At 71.9% G+C, this 16330-nt stretch carries 16 protein-coding genes; 12 read left to right on the top strand and 4 right to left on the bottom strand.

The features are described 5' to 3' along the window. Window positions 1-71: 71 nt before the first annotated feature. Window positions 72-1031 carry a GlxA family transcriptional regulator gene (locus ACWGKQ_RS38950; protein WP_453296779.1) on the bottom strand — a complete coding sequence of 320 codons (960 nt, stop codon included), beginning with the start codon at window positions 1029-1031 and terminating at the stop codon, window positions 72-74. 102 nt (window positions 1032-1133) lie between these two features. Here ACWGKQ_RS38950 and ACWGKQ_RS38945 point away from each other — a divergent pair, with 102 nt between their 5' ends. Next, window positions 1134-1772, top strand: a complete 639-nt coding sequence (locus ACWGKQ_RS38945; RefSeq protein ID WP_453296778.1) for an HD domain-containing protein — start codon at window positions 1134-1136, stop codon at window positions 1770-1772. A 19-nt stretch (window positions 1773-1791) separates the two neighbouring features. Here the strand turns inward: ACWGKQ_RS38945 and ACWGKQ_RS38940 are convergent, their stop codons facing one another. Then, entirely contained in the window at window positions 1792-2406 is a 615-nt protein-coding gene (locus tag ACWGKQ_RS38940) for a TetR/AcrR family transcriptional regulator (protein ID WP_453296777.1), read from the bottom strand. Window positions 2407-2584: 178 nt separating this feature from the next. Between ACWGKQ_RS38940 and ACWGKQ_RS38935 the strand changes: the two genes are divergently transcribed. After that, complete coding sequence (locus ACWGKQ_RS38935) at window positions 2585-3139, top strand: cysteine hydrolase family protein (protein ID WP_453296776.1); 555 nt, start codon at window positions 2585-2587, stop codon at window positions 3137-3139. Between the two features lie 19 nt (window positions 3140-3158). Here ACWGKQ_RS38935 and ACWGKQ_RS38930 read toward each other — a convergent pair whose 3' ends face one another. Together ACWGKQ_RS38930 and ACWGKQ_RS38925 are read right to left on the bottom strand one after the other, a co-directional pair. After that, window positions 3159-4433: a cytochrome P450 gene (locus ACWGKQ_RS38930; RefSeq protein ID WP_453296775.1), complete on the bottom strand. Its 1275-nt coding sequence runs from the start codon at window positions 4431-4433 to the stop codon at window positions 3159-3161. A gap of 20 nt (window positions 4434-4453) precedes the next feature. After that, window positions 4454-5803, bottom strand: a complete 1350-nt coding sequence (locus ACWGKQ_RS38925; RefSeq protein WP_453296774.1) for a glutamine synthetase family protein — start codon at window positions 5801-5803, stop codon at window positions 4454-4456. Window positions 5804-6165: 362 nt separating this feature from the next. Here ACWGKQ_RS38925 and ACWGKQ_RS38920 point away from each other — a divergent pair, with 362 nt between their 5' ends. The 10 genes from ACWGKQ_RS38920 (at window position 6166) to ACWGKQ_RS38875 (ending at window position 16326) form a co-directional block, all read left to right on the top strand. Next, window positions 6166-6354, top strand: a complete 189-nt coding sequence (locus ACWGKQ_RS38920) for a ferredoxin (protein ID WP_217553506.1) — start codon at window positions 6166-6168, stop codon at window positions 6352-6354. Between the two features lie 2 nt (window positions 6355-6356). Then, complete coding sequence (locus tag ACWGKQ_RS38915; RefSeq protein ID WP_453296773.1) at window positions 6357-7550, top strand: NAD(P)/FAD-dependent oxidoreductase; 1194 nt, start codon at window positions 6357-6359, stop codon at window positions 7548-7550. Window positions 7551-7560: 10 nt separating this feature from the next. Continuing rightward, window positions 7561-8373 carry an acetoacetate decarboxylase family protein gene (locus ACWGKQ_RS38910; protein ID WP_453296772.1) on the top strand — a complete coding sequence of 271 codons (813 nt, stop codon included), beginning with the start codon at window positions 7561-7563 and terminating at the stop codon, window positions 8371-8373. 97 nt (window positions 8374-8470) lie between these two features. Beyond that, window positions 8471-9931, top strand: a complete 1461-nt coding sequence (locus ACWGKQ_RS38905) for an aldehyde dehydrogenase (protein ID WP_453296771.1) — start codon at window positions 8471-8473, stop codon at window positions 9929-9931. Beyond that, complete coding sequence (locus ACWGKQ_RS38900; protein WP_453296770.1) at window positions 9924-10859, top strand: 3,4-dihydroxyphenylacetate 2,3-dioxygenase; 936 nt, start codon at window positions 9924-9926, stop codon at window positions 10857-10859. Before ACWGKQ_RS38905 ends, ACWGKQ_RS38900 begins: the two co-directional genes overlap by 8 nt. A gap of 10 nt (window positions 10860-10869) precedes the next feature. Beyond that, window positions 10870-11715 carry a fumarylacetoacetate hydrolase family protein gene (locus ACWGKQ_RS38895; RefSeq protein ID WP_453296769.1) on the top strand — a complete coding sequence of 282 codons (846 nt, stop codon included), beginning with the start codon at window positions 10870-10872 and terminating at the stop codon, window positions 11713-11715. Window positions 11716-11758: 43 nt separating this feature from the next. Then, window positions 11759-12433 (top strand): TetR/AcrR family transcriptional regulator, encoded by a 675-nt coding sequence (locus tag ACWGKQ_RS38890; protein WP_453296768.1) that lies wholly within the window; start codon window positions 11759-11761, stop codon window positions 12431-12433. 186 nt (window positions 12434-12619) lie between these two features. Beyond that, window positions 12620-14065, top strand: coding sequence for an APC family permease (locus ACWGKQ_RS38885; protein ID WP_453296767.1), 1446 nt, complete (start codon window positions 12620-12622; stop codon window positions 14063-14065). Between the two features lie 60 nt (window positions 14066-14125). Next, window positions 14126-15616, top strand: a complete 1491-nt coding sequence (locus ACWGKQ_RS38880; protein ID WP_453296766.1) for an aldehyde dehydrogenase — start codon at window positions 14126-14128, stop codon at window positions 15614-15616. Beyond that, entirely contained in the window at window positions 15613-16326 is a 714-nt protein-coding gene (locus tag ACWGKQ_RS38875; protein ID WP_453296765.1) for a gamma-glutamyl-gamma-aminobutyrate hydrolase family protein, read from the top strand. The genes ACWGKQ_RS38880 and ACWGKQ_RS38875 overlap by 4 nt, the downstream gene beginning before the upstream one ends. The last annotated feature ends 4 nt before the right edge of the window (window positions 16327-16330 follow it).

Below are 16330 nucleotides of genomic sequence, written 5' to 3'. Positions count from 1 at the left end.
AATCGCTGATCTTTTCCAGCCTGCGGTACCAGAGCGCCCGGAGCCGCCGCCGCGCTGCGCGAGGACCGGCCCTAGTCACCGTGTCCGGTGCTGGTGAAGCGGCTGCGGTAGTGGGTCGGGGTGGTGTCCAGGTGGCGGGCGAAGGCGCGGCGGAGGGTCTCGTCGGTGCCCAGGCCGCTGTGCTGGGCGGCCGCGGTGACGCTGTGGCCCGCCAGGAGCAGCTGCTGGGCGCGGTCCAGGCGGACCCGCTCGACCCAGCGCGCCGGTGTGGTGCCCAGCTCGGCGGTGAACATCCGGGTCAGATGGCGCGGGCTGACGGCGACGGCCGCGGCCATGGCGGGCAGGCTGTGGTCGGCGGTGGGATCGGCGAGTACGGATGCGATCAGCGCGCGGAGCCGGTCGTTGCGGGCCGGTGGTGTGGTGATGGCCGTGGAGAACTGCGACTGGCCGCCCGGGCGTTGCAGGAACACGACCAGTTCGCGTGCGATGTCCCGCGCCACCTCCGCCCCGTGGTCGTCCTCCACCAGCGCGAGCGTGAGGTCGATGCCCGCGCTGATGCCGGCCGAGGTGACGTACCGTCCGTCGCGGATGTGGATGGCGTCCGGCTCGACCCGCACCCGGGGGTACCGGCGCGCGAACGTGGCCGCGTGCCGCCAGTGGGTCGTCGCGCGCCGCCCGTCGAGCAGGCCCAGCTCGCCCAGCACGAACGCCCCCGTGCACACCGAGGCCACTCTGCGCGCCCGCTCGGTGAGGTCGCGGGCCGTGCCGAGCAGCCCGGCCTCGATCGGCCGCTCGGCCAGCCGGTCGCCGCCGGCCACCAGGACCGTGTCGACCGGGCCGGCGTCGGCCGCCCGGACGGTGCCGGTCAGCGAGAGCCCGGCGGAGGTGGTGACCGTGCCGCCCGCGGGGGAGACCAGTACCAGCTCGTAGGGGTCGGCGAGCCGACCCGCCTGGTGCAGCACCTCCGACGGACCGCTGACGTCCAGCATGGTCACCCCGTCGAAGACCACAAAGCCCACCCGATGCGTCATGTCCTGATCCGTGGTTTTCCTGTCGGCAGAGACATGGCCCAGCCTACGTCCCCCGGAGAACCCTGGAGGCACACCACCCACCGGCATGGAGGCTGAGGAACGATGAGCGAAGAGATCGCAGGCGTACGGATCCCCGACACCGCCCTGGTACGGGAGGCCACCGAACTGGTCCGGGACGTCGCCACACCGCTGGTGTTCGACCACTCCCGGCGGGTCTTCCTGTGGGGCTCGCTGCGCGGCCGGGCCCTGGGGTCGGCCTTCGATCCCGAGCTGCTGTACGTCGGCGCGATGTTCCACGACCTGGGGCTCACCAAGAGCCTGCGCCGCACCGACCAGCGCTTCGAGATCGACGGCGCCGACGAGGCCCGCGCCTTCCTGCACGCCCACGGCATCACCGGTGAGCCCGCCGACCGGGTCTGGACGGCCATCGCCCTGCACACCACCCCGGAGATCCCGCTGCACATGGCACCCGAGATCGCCCTGGTCACCCGCGGGGTCGAGCTGGACGTGCTGGGCATCGGCTACCACGACGTCACCGACGAGCAGCGTGCGGCGGTCGTCGCGGCGCATCCGCGCCCCGACTTCAAGAACCAGATCCTCGCCGCCTTCACCGAGGGCATCCAGGACCGCCCCGACACCACCTTCGGCAACGTCAAGGCCGACGTGCTCGCCCACTACGTCCCCGGATTCCGGCGCGGCGACTTCGTCGAGGTCATCAAGGGCTCCGCCTGGCCCCAGTGACCCGTCCGAGCGGGGCTGCTCAGTCCGGCGGCGGTCCGAGCAGCCCCTCCACGATGTCGTGGAGGGGGCCGAGGAGGTCGCCGGGTGTCGCGTCGGCCAGCGGCCGCAGGCCCACGGCGGAGCGTACGACGGCGACCCCGACACCGAGGGCGACCAGAAGCTCCGCCCGCAGCTCGGCGTCGGGTGCCGCCGAGGTGCCCGACGCCTCCAGCACCTGCCGGGCGAACTCCCTCAGGGCCCGCCGCCGCAGCTCGGCCACCTGCTCGTCGCCGGAGTCCCGCAGCAGCATCAGCACCGGATGCTCGCCGAACTCCGCCCACGCCCCCGCCGCCAGCTGCCGGCTGAGCGCCTCGGCCAGCGCGGCACGGTCGCGCGGGAACTCCCCCTCGCCGCCCAGGAACCGGGGCGTCGACGCCAGCGCCGCCTTGAACAGGCCCTCCTTGGAGCCGAAGTACCGCTTGATGAGCGCCAGGTTGACCCCCGCGTCCGCGGCGACGTCCCGCAGCGTCGTGCGGTCGTAGCCCAGCCGCGTGAACCGGGCGCGGGCGGCCAGGAGCAGGGCCCGCCGGGTCGCCGCGGCGTCCCGACGCCGAGGCCCGTCGGCGGCCCGGCCGGTCGCGTCGTCCGATGACACAGCGGCTCCTCTCGTCAACGCCACCACGGCCCCTGCGGCGGAACGGGGCCCCGCCACCAAGTAATCATGCGTTGACATTGTCCCGCAGCGGGGACTAGGTTGCCAAGTAATCATTTGATGACTAATCACCGACCCATCACTCGATGACCAACGGGGCCGTGTGGAAGGAACAGAGACGGTGCCTCAGCAAGCCCTCCTCGTCATGGACGTCCAGCAGGTCGTCGTCGACCGGTTTCCCGACGACGAGTACCTGCCCCGGCTGAGCAAGGCGATCGACGCCGCCCGGGCCGGCGGTGTCCCGGTGATCTACGTGGTCGTCGGCTTCCGCCCGGGCTACCCGGAGGTCAGCGCCCGCAACAAGATGTTCCGCGGCCTGGTGGGCGCAGCGCCCCGGCCGGCCGGGGACGACCGGACCACCCAGGTGCACCCGGACGTGGCTCCGGCGCCCGGCGAGCCGGTCGTCACCAAGCGGCGGGTCAGCGCCTTCGCGGGCAGCGACCTCGACATGGTGCTGCGGGCCGGCGGGATCGACCACCTAGTCCTCACCGGCATCGCCACCAGCGGTGTCGTGCTGTCCACCCTGCGCCAGGCCGCCGACCTCGACTTCGAGCTCACCGTCCTGGCCGACGGCTGCCTCGACTCCGACCCGGAGGTGCACCGGGTGCTCACCGAGAAGGTGTTTCCCAAGCAGGCGGACGTCACGACGGTCGACGCCTGGGCCGCAGCGCTCTGACCGCGCTCCACCCGGACCGTCAGGCGAGCGTCACCTCCACCGGCAGCTTCTTGATCCCGTTCACGAAGTTCGAGCGCACCCGCGGCACCTCGCCGGTCAGCCGGATGCCGGCGAGCCGGGGGATCAGCTCCTCGAACATGATCCGGATCTCGGTGCGCGCGAGCAGGTTGCCCAGGCACAGGTGCGGGCTGCCCTTGCCGAAGGTGACGTGGTCGTTGTGCTGCCGGGCCACGTCGAAGTCGTACGGGTTGCCGAAGACCTCCTCGTCGCGGTTGCCCGAGGCGTACCACATGACGACCTTGTCGCCCTCCCTGATCCGCCTGCCGCCGAGCTCGACGTCACGGGTCGCGGTACGGCGGAAGTGGTAGACCGGGGACGCCCAGCGCAGGAACTCCTCCACCGCCGTCGGGATCAGCGACGGGTCGTCCTGGAGGCGGGCCAGCTGCTCGGGGTGCTGGAGGAGGGCCAGCATGGAGTGGGTGATGGTGTGCCGGGTGGTCTCGTTGCCGGCCACCACGAGGAGCAGGAAGTAGTTGTCGAAGTCCTGGGCCGAGAGCGGGACGCCGTCCCGCGGGGTGGTGTTGACCAGCTTGGAGACCAGGTCGGTCCCCGTGCCGCCGCGCCGCTGCCGGGCCAGCTCCCGCCCGTACTCGAAGACTTCGAGCGAGGCGGGGGAGCGGAACGGCAGGTCGCGGTACTGCTCGCTCTCCGCGCTTTCCAGCAGGACGTCGGCGTAGTCGGGGTCGGTGTTGCCGATGATCCGGTTGCCCCAGTCGATGAGTTGCTGGTTGTCCTCCGGCGGGACGTCGAGGAGGCGGGCGAGCACGTTGATGGGGAAGTCCGCGGAGACCTCCTTCACGAAGTCGAAGGTCCCCTTGGCCAGCGCCGCGTCCAGCGTCCTCGCCGTCAGCCCGCGCAGGAAGTCGGTGTAGCTGTTGATGACCCCGGCCCCGAACTGGCGCTGGATCACGCTGCGCAGGGCGCGATGGCGGACCCCGTCCAGCTCCAGGACCGAGGCGCGTTTGCGGATCTGGTCCTCGTCGAGCTCCTCCAGGTTCACGAACCGGGTGGAGGTGAACGTCTCGGCGTCCCGGTCGACCCGCGCGATGTCGGCATGCCGGGTCACCGCCCAGAAACCCGAGTTGGGCGCCTGCTCCGGCTGCCAGTGAACCGGGTCCTCGTGGCGCAGGGTGTGGAACATCCGCCAGGGCGTGACCCCGTCGGTGAAGTTGTCGAGGTTCGCGAGGTCGACATCGGCGAGGCGCATGGCCTCGACGCCGGTGGCTGTGGTCATCGTCGGTCCTTTGCGGGTGGTCACAGGTGGTAGGCGTACTCGGTGAACTCCCAGTCGGTGACATGCCGTTGGAAGCGTTCGACCTCGTTGCGCTTGTAGGAGAGGTAGGAGTCGGTGAAGTCCTTGCCGAGCAGTTCGGTCAGGGCGGTGTCCGCCTCCAGCGCGTCGAGCGCGGCGGACAGTTCCATGGGGAGCACGGCCGCCTTCGTGGTGTCGTAGCCGTAGCCCTCCAGCGGGGCGGGCGGCTCCTCGGCGGCCAGGACTCCGAGGAGTGCGGCGGCCGTGGTGGCGGCGACCGCCAGATACGGGTTGGCGCTCGCGTCCCCGAGCCGCAGTTCGAGCCGGGCGCCGGCGCCGCGCTCGGGCGGCACCCGGACCATCGCGCTGCGGTTGTCCAGGCCCCAGTCGATCAGCCATGGGGCCAGGGTGTCCGGGCCGAAGCGTTTGTACGAGTTGACGGTCGGGTTGAGCAGCGCGGCCAGGGCGGGTGCGTGGGCGAGGACACCGGCGATCGCGTGCCGGGCGGTGGCCGACAGGCCGTGGGCGCCGGCGGGGTCGTCGAAGGCGTTGCGGCCCTCGGCGTCGGAACAGGACAGGTGCAGATGGAAACCAGAGCCGCCCGCGTCGTTGAAGGGCTTCGCCATGAAGGTGGCCAGCCGCCCCTCGCGCCGGGCCAGCTCCTTCACCGCGGCCTTGAAACGGAACGCCCGGTCGGCGGCGGACAGGGCCTCCGAGTGCAGCAGGTTGATCTCGAACTGTCCGCCGTCGAACTCGTGGTTCCCGCTCAGCACCCCGATGCGCAGGTCGCGCACCTGCCGCAGGGTGCGCAGCAGATGGTTGTCGGGGTCGGCGCGCAGGCCGGCGGTGTAGACGACACCGGGGGTGCTGCCGTAGCGCCGCCAGCCGCCGGCCTGGTCCGGCTCACAGAGGAAGTACTCCAGCTCGGGCCCGACGACCGGGCTCAGTCCGTGCTCCCGGCACCGCTCCAGGACCGACCTGAGCAGGTCGCGCGGTGACTCGGGGGCGGGCGCGCCGGTGGCCGGATCGACGACATCGGCCAGGCAGGCCGCGACGCCCGGCTCCCAGGGCAGCGCGATCAGGGTGCTGAGGTCCGGCCGTACGCAGACGTCGGGCAGACCGGCGTCCAGGCCGCCGCTGACCGGGACCACGTCCCCCTGCGGACTGGTGTGGTACACGGCCCGGCAGAAGGCCAGCCCGTGCTCCAGGGCCCGGGGCAGCTCCTCCACGAGCACGTCACGTGCCCGGTCCGTGCCGATGAGGTCGGGATAGGTCACTCGGACGACGTCGATGCCGTCGGCGGCGAGCCGGTCCAGATGGCGGCGGACTTCTGCATGGTCTTGATCGCTCACCGTTGTCTCCTCGGGCGGACGGACGTCGGGACACCACCTGGGGGATCCGGGAGCTGGGGGATCCGGGAGGTGGGTGGTGTGGGAGGTGAGGGCCGGGGCGCGAAGACGCGGACCGCTCTCCGGCCTGTTGTTTGAAGCCAAACGGTAAGCAGGGGTGCAGCTTGCCGCAAGAGGTCCGTGCAAAGAATTTATCCATACGGATAGGTATTGACCAGGGGGTGGCGGCTGCCTACCTTGTTTGAAGCCAAACGAGTCCGGGACGCGGTCCGCCGCAACCCGTTGGCAGGGGCCCGGTCGGCACGACCGGCCGGGCCCACTTCTTCCCCTCTCCCTTCGCTCCCGCTCCCTCAGGAGGACCGGCCATGAAGGTCGTCGTCGACATGAACAAGTGCCAGGACCACGGCCAGTGCGTCTTCGCGGCCCCCGACGTCTTCTCCCTGGACGACGCCGGCCACCTCGTCCACGTCTCCGACCCGGACGACGCACTGCGCGACGAGGTCGAGGAAGCGGCCGACGTCTGCCCGCTCCAGGCCATCCGGATCGAGGCCTGACCGTGACCGCGCGCATCGTCGTGGCCGGCGCCTCCATGGCCGGCCTGCGGGCCGCCGAGCAACTGCGCGCGGCGGGCTGGAGCGGCGCGATCACCCTCGTCGGCGACGAACCGCACATGCCCTACAACCGGCCGCCGCTGTCCAAGGAGGTCCTGGCCGGCAAGGCCCCCTTCGAATCCCTCGCCTTCCGGCCACGGGCCAGCGTCTCGGACGCCGAGTGGCGGCTGGGCCGGAGGGTGGTCGCCGCGGGACTGGACGAGCGGACGGTACGGCTCGACGACGGCACCGAGCTGTCGTACGACGGACTGGTCGTCGCCACCGGGATGCGCCCCCGGCGCCTGAACTGCCCGGGGCCGTCGGCCGGTCGCCACACGGTCCGTACGCTCGACGACGCCCAGGGGCTGCGCGCGGCGCTGACCCGGCCCGGCGCCCGGGTCGTGGTGGTCGGCGCCGGGTTCATCGGCTGTGAGGTCGCCGCGACCGCGGTGGGTCTCGGCGTCGCCGAGGTGACGGTCGTCGATCCGCTGCCGCTGCCGATGGCCGGGCCGCTCGGAGAGCTGCTGGGCCGGGCGCTGCTCAGGCGGCACGAGGAGCGCGGGGTGCGATTCGCGCTGGGGGCCGGGGTCGCCGGGTTCATGGGTGAGGAGCGGGTGACCGGCGTGGAGTTGAGCGACGGTTCCGTGCTGCCCGCCGATGTGGTGGTCGAGTCGGTGGGCTCGGTCGCCAACACCGAGTGGCTCGACGGCAACGGGCTCGACCTGACCGACGGGGTGCTCACCGACGCCTGCCTGCGGGCCGGCGGCCGGCCGGACGTGGTCGCGGTGGGCGACGTGGCCCGGTTCCCCAACGCCCGCTACGACGGTGTGCCGCGCCGGGTCGAGCACTGGTGCATCCCGACCGACACCGCCAAGCACGCGGCGAAGTCGCTGGTCGGCGATGCCGCGCCGGTGCCCTTCGCGCCGTTGCCCACCTTCTGGAGCGACCAGCACGACTTCCGTCTCCAGTCCTTCGGGGCGCCGGCGCTCGGCAAGGAGGACGTCCGTGTCCTCGACGGCGACCCGGAGGGGGACGTGCTCGTCGGCTACCACCGCGACGGCCGGCTCGTCGGTGTCGTCGCGCTCGGCGGCCAGGCCGTGGCCGCGTCCGCCGCCCGTTACCGCGCCGAGCTGCTGAAGCAGCCCGCCCTGACCGTTTGAGGAGCTCCAAGTGACCGGTGTACGTGGCTTTTTCCATCCCAGGACGGCGAGCGGCGCGTCCTCGCTGATCCCGGCGCCGCCGTGGCGGTACTCCGGTGACCTGCTCACCGTCGAGTACCGCACGGATCCGGCGCGGGTGCGCGAACTGCTGCCCGAACCACTGGAGTTGGCCGACGAGGATCCCGGCGCGGTCGCCCTGATCTGGGCCGACTGGCAGTCCTGCGCGGCGTCCGGGGAGGAACTCCTCGATCCGGTCCGCGCGCAGTACAAGGAGGCCTTCGCGGTGGTGCGCTGCAAGTACCGGGGGCAGACGTACTCGCGGTGCGTCTACATCTGGGTCGACAAGGACTTCGCGATCGCCCGGGGGCTGCACCAGGGGTATCCCAAGAAGCTCGGGTCGATCCACCAGACGCGGCCGCACCCCTACGGGCCGGCTCCCCGGATCGAGGCCGGGGCCCGGTTCGGGGCGACGCTGGCGGCGGCCGACCGGCGGTTGGCCCAGGCGGTGGTGACGCTGCGGGAGCCGTCCGGGACGAACGGGTTCGTCAACGGGCATCCGATGGCTCATCACCGGTGGCTGCCTTCCATCGAGAAGGGCAAGGGGCTGGCTCTGGACGAGCTGATCGAGTCGGGGGCGGCGGATTTCGAAGGGGGGCAACCGTGGGTGGGGGAGGCCGAGTTGGAGCTGTTCGAGGCGCCTACCGAGGAATTGGCCCGGCTGGAGATACGGGAGCCGATCGCCGCGTACTACCGGCAGTTGGGGGTGGTTTGGGATGGGGGGCGGCTTCTTGAGTCCGGGATGTCTGGAGCGTCTGCCGGGTGAGGCCGGTGGGTCGCCGCGGGCCCGTCGTGGTTGATCGCGCAGTTCCCCGCGCCCCTAGGTGGGGGCAGTTTCCGTCTTCCATATTGGAGCCGTTCTCATGAATGAGAAAATCCTCGTCGCCGGTGTGTCCGTCGACACCCGGCACTGGATCGGTGGCGAACGCGTCGCCTCTGCTGGGACGTTCACCGACAGTTCGCCCATCGACGGGCGGCCGATCGGTGAGATCGCCCGTGGTGGGCCCGCCGAGGCCCAGGCCGCCGTCGCCGCCGCCCGCGCAGCCTTCCCCTCCTGGGCCGCCACCCCCCGTGCCGAACGCGCCCGGATCCTGCACGCCGTCGCCGACGGGGTCGAGAAGCGCATCGAAGAGCTCGCGATCGTCGAGACGACCGACAACGGCGCCCTCCTGCGCTCGCACCGGCGCGGAGTCATGCCTCGCGTCGCCCACAACTTCCGGTTCTTCGCGGACTGGTTGCTGACGCTGGAGCACGAGGACTTCGAGACGCGCGGTCACACCAACCACGTCAGCTGGGACCCCGCCGGCCCCTGTGTGCTGATCACCCCGTGGAACGCCCCGCTCATGCTGGCCACCTGGAAGGTCGCCCCGGCCCTCGCCGCCGGGAACACCGTGATCCTCAAGCCGGCCGAGTGGTCCCCGCTCACCGCCTCCCTCCTCGCCGACATCGCCGCCGAGGCCGGACTGCCGGCCGGTGTGCTCAACGTCGTGCAGGGGTACGGCGCCGAGATCGGCGACGCGCTCACCTCCCATCCGGACGTGCGCCGGATCAGCTTCACCGGGTCCGTGCCCACGGCCAGGCGCATCGCCGCTTCGGCCGCCGCGAACCTGACGCCCCTGAGCCTCGAACTCGGCGGCAAATCACCCCTGTTGGTCTTCGCCGACGCGGACTTGGAGCTCGCTGTCGACCTGGCGGTGGAGCAGTACGACAACGCCGGGCAGGTCTGCCTGGCGGGTACCCGGCTGCTGGTCGAGGAGTCGGTCGCCGAGGAGTTCACCCGGCGGTTCGTGGCGAAGGCCACCGCGCTGCGGCAGGGGGATCCGCGCGACGAGGACACCGACGTCGGGCCGAACATCCATCCCCGTCAGCTGGAGAAGATCGACGGATTCGTGCGGCGGGCGATCGCCGAGGGGGCGCGGGCCGTGATCGGCGGGCAGCGCCGGGACGGGCAGTTCTACGCGCCGACGCTCCTCACCGATGTCGCGCAGGACAGTGAGGTCGTGCAGGAGGAGGTCTTCGGGCCCGTTCTCACCCTCCAGACCTTCGCCGACGAGGAGGAGGGCGTCCGGCTCGCGAACGACACGCGGTTCGGGCTCGCCGCCACCCTCGCCACCGGCGACCCCGAGCGCGCCGAGCGGGTCACCGCGCAGCTGGTCGCCGGCACTGTGTGGGTGAACTGCTTCTTCGTCCGTGACCTCCAGGCCCCCTTCGGCGGCTCCCGGCTCTCCGGCGTCGGGCGCGAGGGCGGCACCTGGAGCTTCGACTTCTACTGCGACCTGAAGAACACCGTCACCGCACCGAAGGGCTTCAAGGACCATGGGTGAGATCGTCGGGGCGGGGCTCCTCGCCCACGTCCCCACCATCGTGCTGCCGGAGGCCGACCGGCTGGAGCTCAACGAGGGCAAGGAGATCACCCTCGTCACCGGTCTGCGCGAGCTGCGCAAGGAGGTCTTCGAGCGGGACGACTACGACACCGTCGTCGTACTCGATTCCCACTGGGCGACCACCGTCGAGTTCGTCGTCACGGCACAGCGGCACAGGGCAGGCCTGTTCACCTCCGAGGAACTGCCGCGCGGGATGTGCCGGATGCCGTACGACTTTCCCGGCGACCCGGAACTCGCGCACAGCATCGCCTCGTTCGCGGACAAGCACGGCACCTGGATCACCCCGATCGACGACGAGTACCTGCCGATCTACTACGCCACCGTCAACCTCTGGAAGTTCCTGGGGGAGGGCCTGCCCGACAAGCGCTGGGTGACCATCGGGGTGTGCCAGACCGGGGACATGGAGGACCATCTGCGGCTCGGGCGGGCGCTCGCCGACGGTATCGCCGCGACTCCGGGGCGGCGGGTGCTGCTCATCGCCTCCGGTGCCCTCTCGCACACCTTCTGGCCGCTGCGCGAGCTGCGCGACCACGAGGCGAGCGACCCCGTGCACATCCGCACCCCCGAGGCACGGGAGGCGGACTACGAGCGCATCGCGTGGTTCAAGGAGGGCCGGCACGACAAGGTCCTCGACACCATGGACGAGTTCTGGAAGTTCAAGCCCGAAGCGAGGTTCTCCCACTACCTGATGCTGGCCGGCGCCCTCGGCGAGCAGGCCTGTGCCGCCCCGGCCCGGCAGTACGGCGAGTACGAGAACTCGGTCGGCACCGGCCAGGTCCACCTCTGGTTCGACCGGCCCGCCGACGGCTGGACCGGCACCGGAACAGCCGTCGGCGCCGCGCCCCACCACCCGCACCGTCGTCCCTAGGAAGGCCGCCATGCCCGAATACCGCCGCATCCTCCTGGACGGTGCCGCCGTCCAGGTCACCGTCGACGGCGACGAACTCGTCGCCGGGGACGGGCGCCGCGTCAAGACCGAGGATGCTCGGCATCTGCCGCCGGTCGTGCCGTCCAAGGTGGTCGCCGTCCATCTCAACCACCGCAGCCGCGTGGAGGAGTTCCGGATCGGGCTGCCCGACACCCCGACCTACTTCCACAAGCCGACCTCCGCCCTCAACTCCCACCGGGGCGCCGTCGTCCGGCCCGAGGGCTGCAAGTGGCTCAACTACGAGGGCGAGGTCGCCATCGTCATCGGGAAGACCGCGCGGAACGTCTCCCAGGCACAGGCGGGGGAGTACATCGCCGGGTACACGGTCGCCAACGACTACGGGCTGCACGACTTCCGCGACACCGACGCCGGCTCCATGCTGCGGGTGAAGGGGTCGGACACGCTGTGCCCGCTGGGCCCCGGTCTGGTCACCGACTGGGACTTCCGCGGCAAGCGGCTGCGCACGTACGTCAACGGCGAGGTCGTCCAGGACGGGTCCACCGACGAGATGAAGTGGGACATGCACTATCTCGTCGCCGACATCGCCCGCACGATCACCCTCTACCCGGGCGATGTGCTGCTGTCCGGGACGCCTGCCAATTCGCGGCCCGTCCAGCCCGGCGATGTCGTCGAGGTCGAGGTGGAGGGCCTCGGGCGGCTCACCAACCACATCGTCACCGGGCCCACCCCCATCCGCACCGACGTCGGCGCGCAGCCGACCGAGTCCGAGGAAGTGCTGTCCACCGCGCTCGGCGGGGACTGGGAGTTCCGTGGCATCCGCGCGCCCCGCAGGTAGACGTCACGGCAGGCGCCGGGAACCGACGGGTAGGGTCGCGACCATGACCGAGTCCGCCGAGACCCCGCAGCAGCCGGACGGCCAGCCGGATGGCCAGCCGGACGACCGGCCCGACGGCCAGCCGGACGACCGGTCGCGCAGGCGGCTCGGCTACGGCGAGGGGCGCGAGGCGCTGCTCAGGGCCGCGGTCCGGGTCGTCGGCGCGCGCGGGCTGCGCCACCTCACCTACCGCGCCGTGGCCGAGGAGGCCGGGGTCACCCACGGCCTGGTCGTCCACCACTTCGGCTCCCGGGACGCGCTCATCGAGGAGTCCCTCGCCTACGCCGTGCGCCTCAGCCTCAGCAGCAGCCTGCTGGAGCCCGGCACCGGCGAGCCCGAGGACTTCGTGGCCGGTCTGACGGACATGGTCGAGGACGACGCGGACGGCCAGGCGTACCAGTACGAGCTGCTCCTGGAGGCCCGCCGCCGGCCCGAGCTGCTGCCGCAGGTCCGCGCGCTCTACGACGAGTACTTCGGCGCCTCCCAGCGCGAGCTGGACCGCATCCTGCCCGGCGACGCGAGCCCCGCCTTCAACCGGCTGGTCTTCGCCGCGCTGGACGGCCTGGTGCTGCACCAGCTCACCGGCATCGGCGACCGCGCCGACACCGAGGCGGCCCTGGCCGAGCTGCGTGCCCTCCTGCGCACCCTGGGTGAGCGGCCGCCGGGGAACCGCGACTGAGCGTGCCCGGCCCGGAACCCCCCGTCGCGGTCGCGCCGGGGGGTTTGCCATGCCCTGGGCGCAGCGGTTTCCCTGGCGTAAATTCCCCTTCCCACCCCCTTGCCAGATGGATAGTTCCGGCCCACCATGAGGCAACTCGTTTGGCTCAAAACGAAAACTCTCCCTTCCCCTCAGCAGGTGATCCGAGTGGACAGTCAGACGGTCGACGCCTCTCCGCAGGCCGGAGCGGGCCCCCAGCCCGCGGCCACCCTCAAACGCAACGCCCTGGGTGTCCTGGGCATCCTCTTCTTCGTCCTGTCCGCCCAGGCACCGCTCACCGGTATCGCGGGCGCCGTACCGATCGCCGTCGCCGTGGGCAACGGCGCCGGGGCCCCGGCCGCCTACGCCCTCGCCGGAGCGGTGATCCTGCTGTTCTCGGTGGGCTTCGTGGCCATGGGCCGGCACGTCGTCAACGCCGGCGCCTTCTACACCTACATCGGGAAGGGGCTGGGCCGGACGACCGGCAGCGGCAGCGCGGCCGTGGCGCTGTTCGCCTACTGCACGGTCCAGGCCGCGATGTACGGGCTGTACGGGTACACCGTCAGCGGGCTCGTCGAGCACTACTCCGGCGCGCACATCGCCTGGTGGGTGTGGGCCCTGGTGACCATGGCCGTGGTCCAGGTGCTGGGCGCCGCCGGGATCGAGCTGGGCGCCAAGGTCCTCGCCGTGTTCGTGCTGGCCGAGTTCAGCATCCTGCTGGCCTTCGCCCTGGTCACCTTCTTCAAGGGCGGCGGGCCCGAGGGACTCGACTTCGGCGGTACGTTCTCGCCGAGCGCCGTGCTCCAGGGCGCACCCGGCGTGGCCCTGATGTTCGCCGTGGCCTCGATGTTCGGCTTCGAGGCCACCGCCATCTACGGCGAGGAGGCCCGCGAACCCCGCAAGACCGTCCCCCGGGCCACCTACCTCTCGGTCACCGTGGTCACCGGCTTCTTCGCCTTCGTGTCGTGGATGCTGGTCTCCTCCTACGGCCCCTCGAAGGTCACCGCGGCCGCGGGCAAGGCGCTGGCCGGCGGCGACTCCACCGTCTTCGTCTTCGCACCGATCGCCGACCAGTTCGGCGGCTGGGCCGACGACGTCCTGCCGATCCTGCTGGCCACCTCCCTGTTCGCCGGCATCCTCGCCTTCCACAACTCCGCCAACCGCTACCTGTTCTCCCTCAGCCGCGAGGGCCTGCTGCCGGGCCGGCTGCGCACCCTCAACCACCGGCACTCGCCCTGGGCCGCGGGCCTGGTGCAGACGGCGATCGCGGTGCTCCTGGTGATGCCCTTCGCCGTCGCCGGCAAGGACCCGGTCCTCACCCTCTTCTCCTGGTTCAGCGGCGTCGGGGTCCTGGCCTGCATGCTGCTGTACTTCCTCACCTCGGTCTCGGTGATCGTCTTCTTCCGCCGCGAGCGCCTCGACACCCGGCCCTGGAACACCTGGATCGCCCCGGCCCTGGGCGCCCTCGGTATCGCCGCCATGATCTGGGTGATCCTGGCCAACTTCACGACCCTCATCGGCGGCGCCACCAGCACGGCCGTGTGGCTCGTCCTCGCCGTCCCCGCCGTCCTGCTCCTCGGGGCGGGCACCGCACGGCTCGTCCACCGCGGCTGACGCACCCCGCCGGGCCCGGCCCCCGCACGGCCGGGCCCCCGCCTTCCGATTGGGAACACCATGCTGGACCTCACCCCCGACGAACTGCTCGGCCGGGCAAAGGCCCTCCACCTGCCCGCCCAGCACCACATCGACGGCACCGACGAGCCCGGGGGCGGAGCGGCCTTCGCCGTCGTCTCACCCCGGGACGGACAGCTCCTCACCCAGGTCGCCGACGCCGGCCGGGCCGAGGTCGACCACGCCGTGACCGCCGCCCGCCGCGCCTTCGACTCCGGGCCCTGGCCGCGCCTGGCGCCCGCCGAGCGCGGCCGGATCCTGCTGCGCATGGCCGAACTCCTCGAAGCACACCGGGAGGAACTCGCCCTCACCATCACCCTGGAGATGGGCAAGCCGATCACCGAGGCGTACGCCATCGAGCTGCGCGCCGCGATCACCACCTTCCGCTGGTACGGGCAGCTGGCCGACAAGCTGACCGACGAGTCCCCGCACACCGCCGCCGACGCCCTCGCCCTGGTCACCCGCGAACCGACCGGCGTCGTCGGCGCGGTGGTCCCCTGGAACTTCCCCCTCACCCTGGCGAGCTGGAAGGTGGCCCCGGCGCTCGCGGCCGGCTGCACGGTCGTCCTGAAGCCCTCCGAGTCCTCCCCGCTCTCCGCCCTGCTCCTCGGCCGGATCGGCACCGAGGCCGGACTCCCGCCCGGCGTCCTCAACGTCGTCACCGGCGACGGGCCGACGGCCGGCCGGGCGATCGGCCTCCACCCCGACGTCGACGTACTGGCCTTCACCGGCTCCACCGCCGTCGGCCGCCACTTCCTGCGCTACTCCGCCGACTCCAACCTCAAGCGGGTCTGGCTGGAGCTGGGCGGCAAGTCGCCCAACATCATCCTCCCGGACGCCCCCGACCTGGACCGGGCCGCCGCCACCGCCGCCTGGGGCATCTTCTTCAACCAGGGCGAGATGTGCACCGCCCCCTCCCGGCTCCTGGTCCACTCCTCGATCGCCGAGCGCGTCACGGACGCCATCGTGCGGCGCGCCGAGGAACTCCGCATCGGCGACCCGCTCGACCCGGCGACCGAGCTGGGCGCGCTGGTCGGGGAGGCCCACCTGGAGCGCGTGCGGGGGCACATTGCCGCCGGGCGTGAGCAGGGGGCCCGGCTGCGCACGGGTGGCGAGCGCACTCTGGCGGACACCGGCGGCAGCTATCTGCAGCCGACGGTCTTCGACCGCGTCGGCCCGGGTATGCGCCTGGCCCGCGAGGAGATCTTCGGTCCCGTCCTGTCCGTCCTCGCCTTCGACGAGCTGGACGAGGCGGTCCGGCTCGCCAACGCCACCGAGTACGGGCTCGCGGCCGGTCTGTGGACCTCCGACCTGTCCACCGCGCACCGGGTCTCCCGCGCCCTGAAGGCCGGCACGGTCTGGGTGAACTGCTACGAGGAGGGCGACCTCACCGTGCCCTTCGGCGGGATGAAGCAGTCCGGCAACGGGCGGGACAAGTCCGCGCACGCCATCGACAAGTACACCGAACTCAAGACGACCTGGATCCAGCTGTGACCCGTCCGCACCGTCGGCTCCGCCCGCTCATCGCCGTACCCGCCCGGTTCTCCGCCACCACCTCGGCGCTGCGCTTCGCCGCCGAGGTCAACGCCCGGGCCCTGATCGAGGCCGTCTGGCGGGCCGGCGGCGAACCCGCGAGCATCCACCCCGCCGACACCGACGTGCCCGGCCGGCTCGCCCGCTTCGACGGCGTGCTGCTGCCCGGTGGCGGCGACCTCGCCCCGCGCCGCTACGGAGCGACGGACACCCACGACAGCGTCTACGACGTCGACGACCTCCAGGACGCCTTCGACCTCCAAGTGGCCCGCCACGCACTGGAATCGGGCCTGCCGCTGCTGGCGATCTGCCGCGGACTCCAGGCCGTGAACGTGGCGTTGGGCGGCACGCTGGAGCAGGACATGGGCGGTCCGGACCGCACCCACCGGCACCTCCGTCACCCGGTGACCCTCCGTCCCGGCTCGCGCGTCGCACAGGCGGTGGGGGAGGAGAAGACGGACGCCTCCTGCTACCACCACCAGCGGGTGGACCGCCTCGGCACCGGCCTCACCGTCACCGCGACCGCGGCGGACGGCACCGTCGAGGGTCTCGAACTGACCGGCGCCCAGGGCTGGTTCACCGCCGTGCAGTGGCATCCCGAGGACACCGCGCACGAAGACCCGGCACAGCAGCGCCTGTTCGACGCGTTCGTACAGGCGGCGGCGACCTGAAGGC

It is taken from the genome of Streptomyces sp. NPDC054770, from assembly GCF_053611985.1.
Note: the sequence above shows the minus strand (reverse complement) of the source record. Positions and strands in the feature narration are given on the sequence as shown.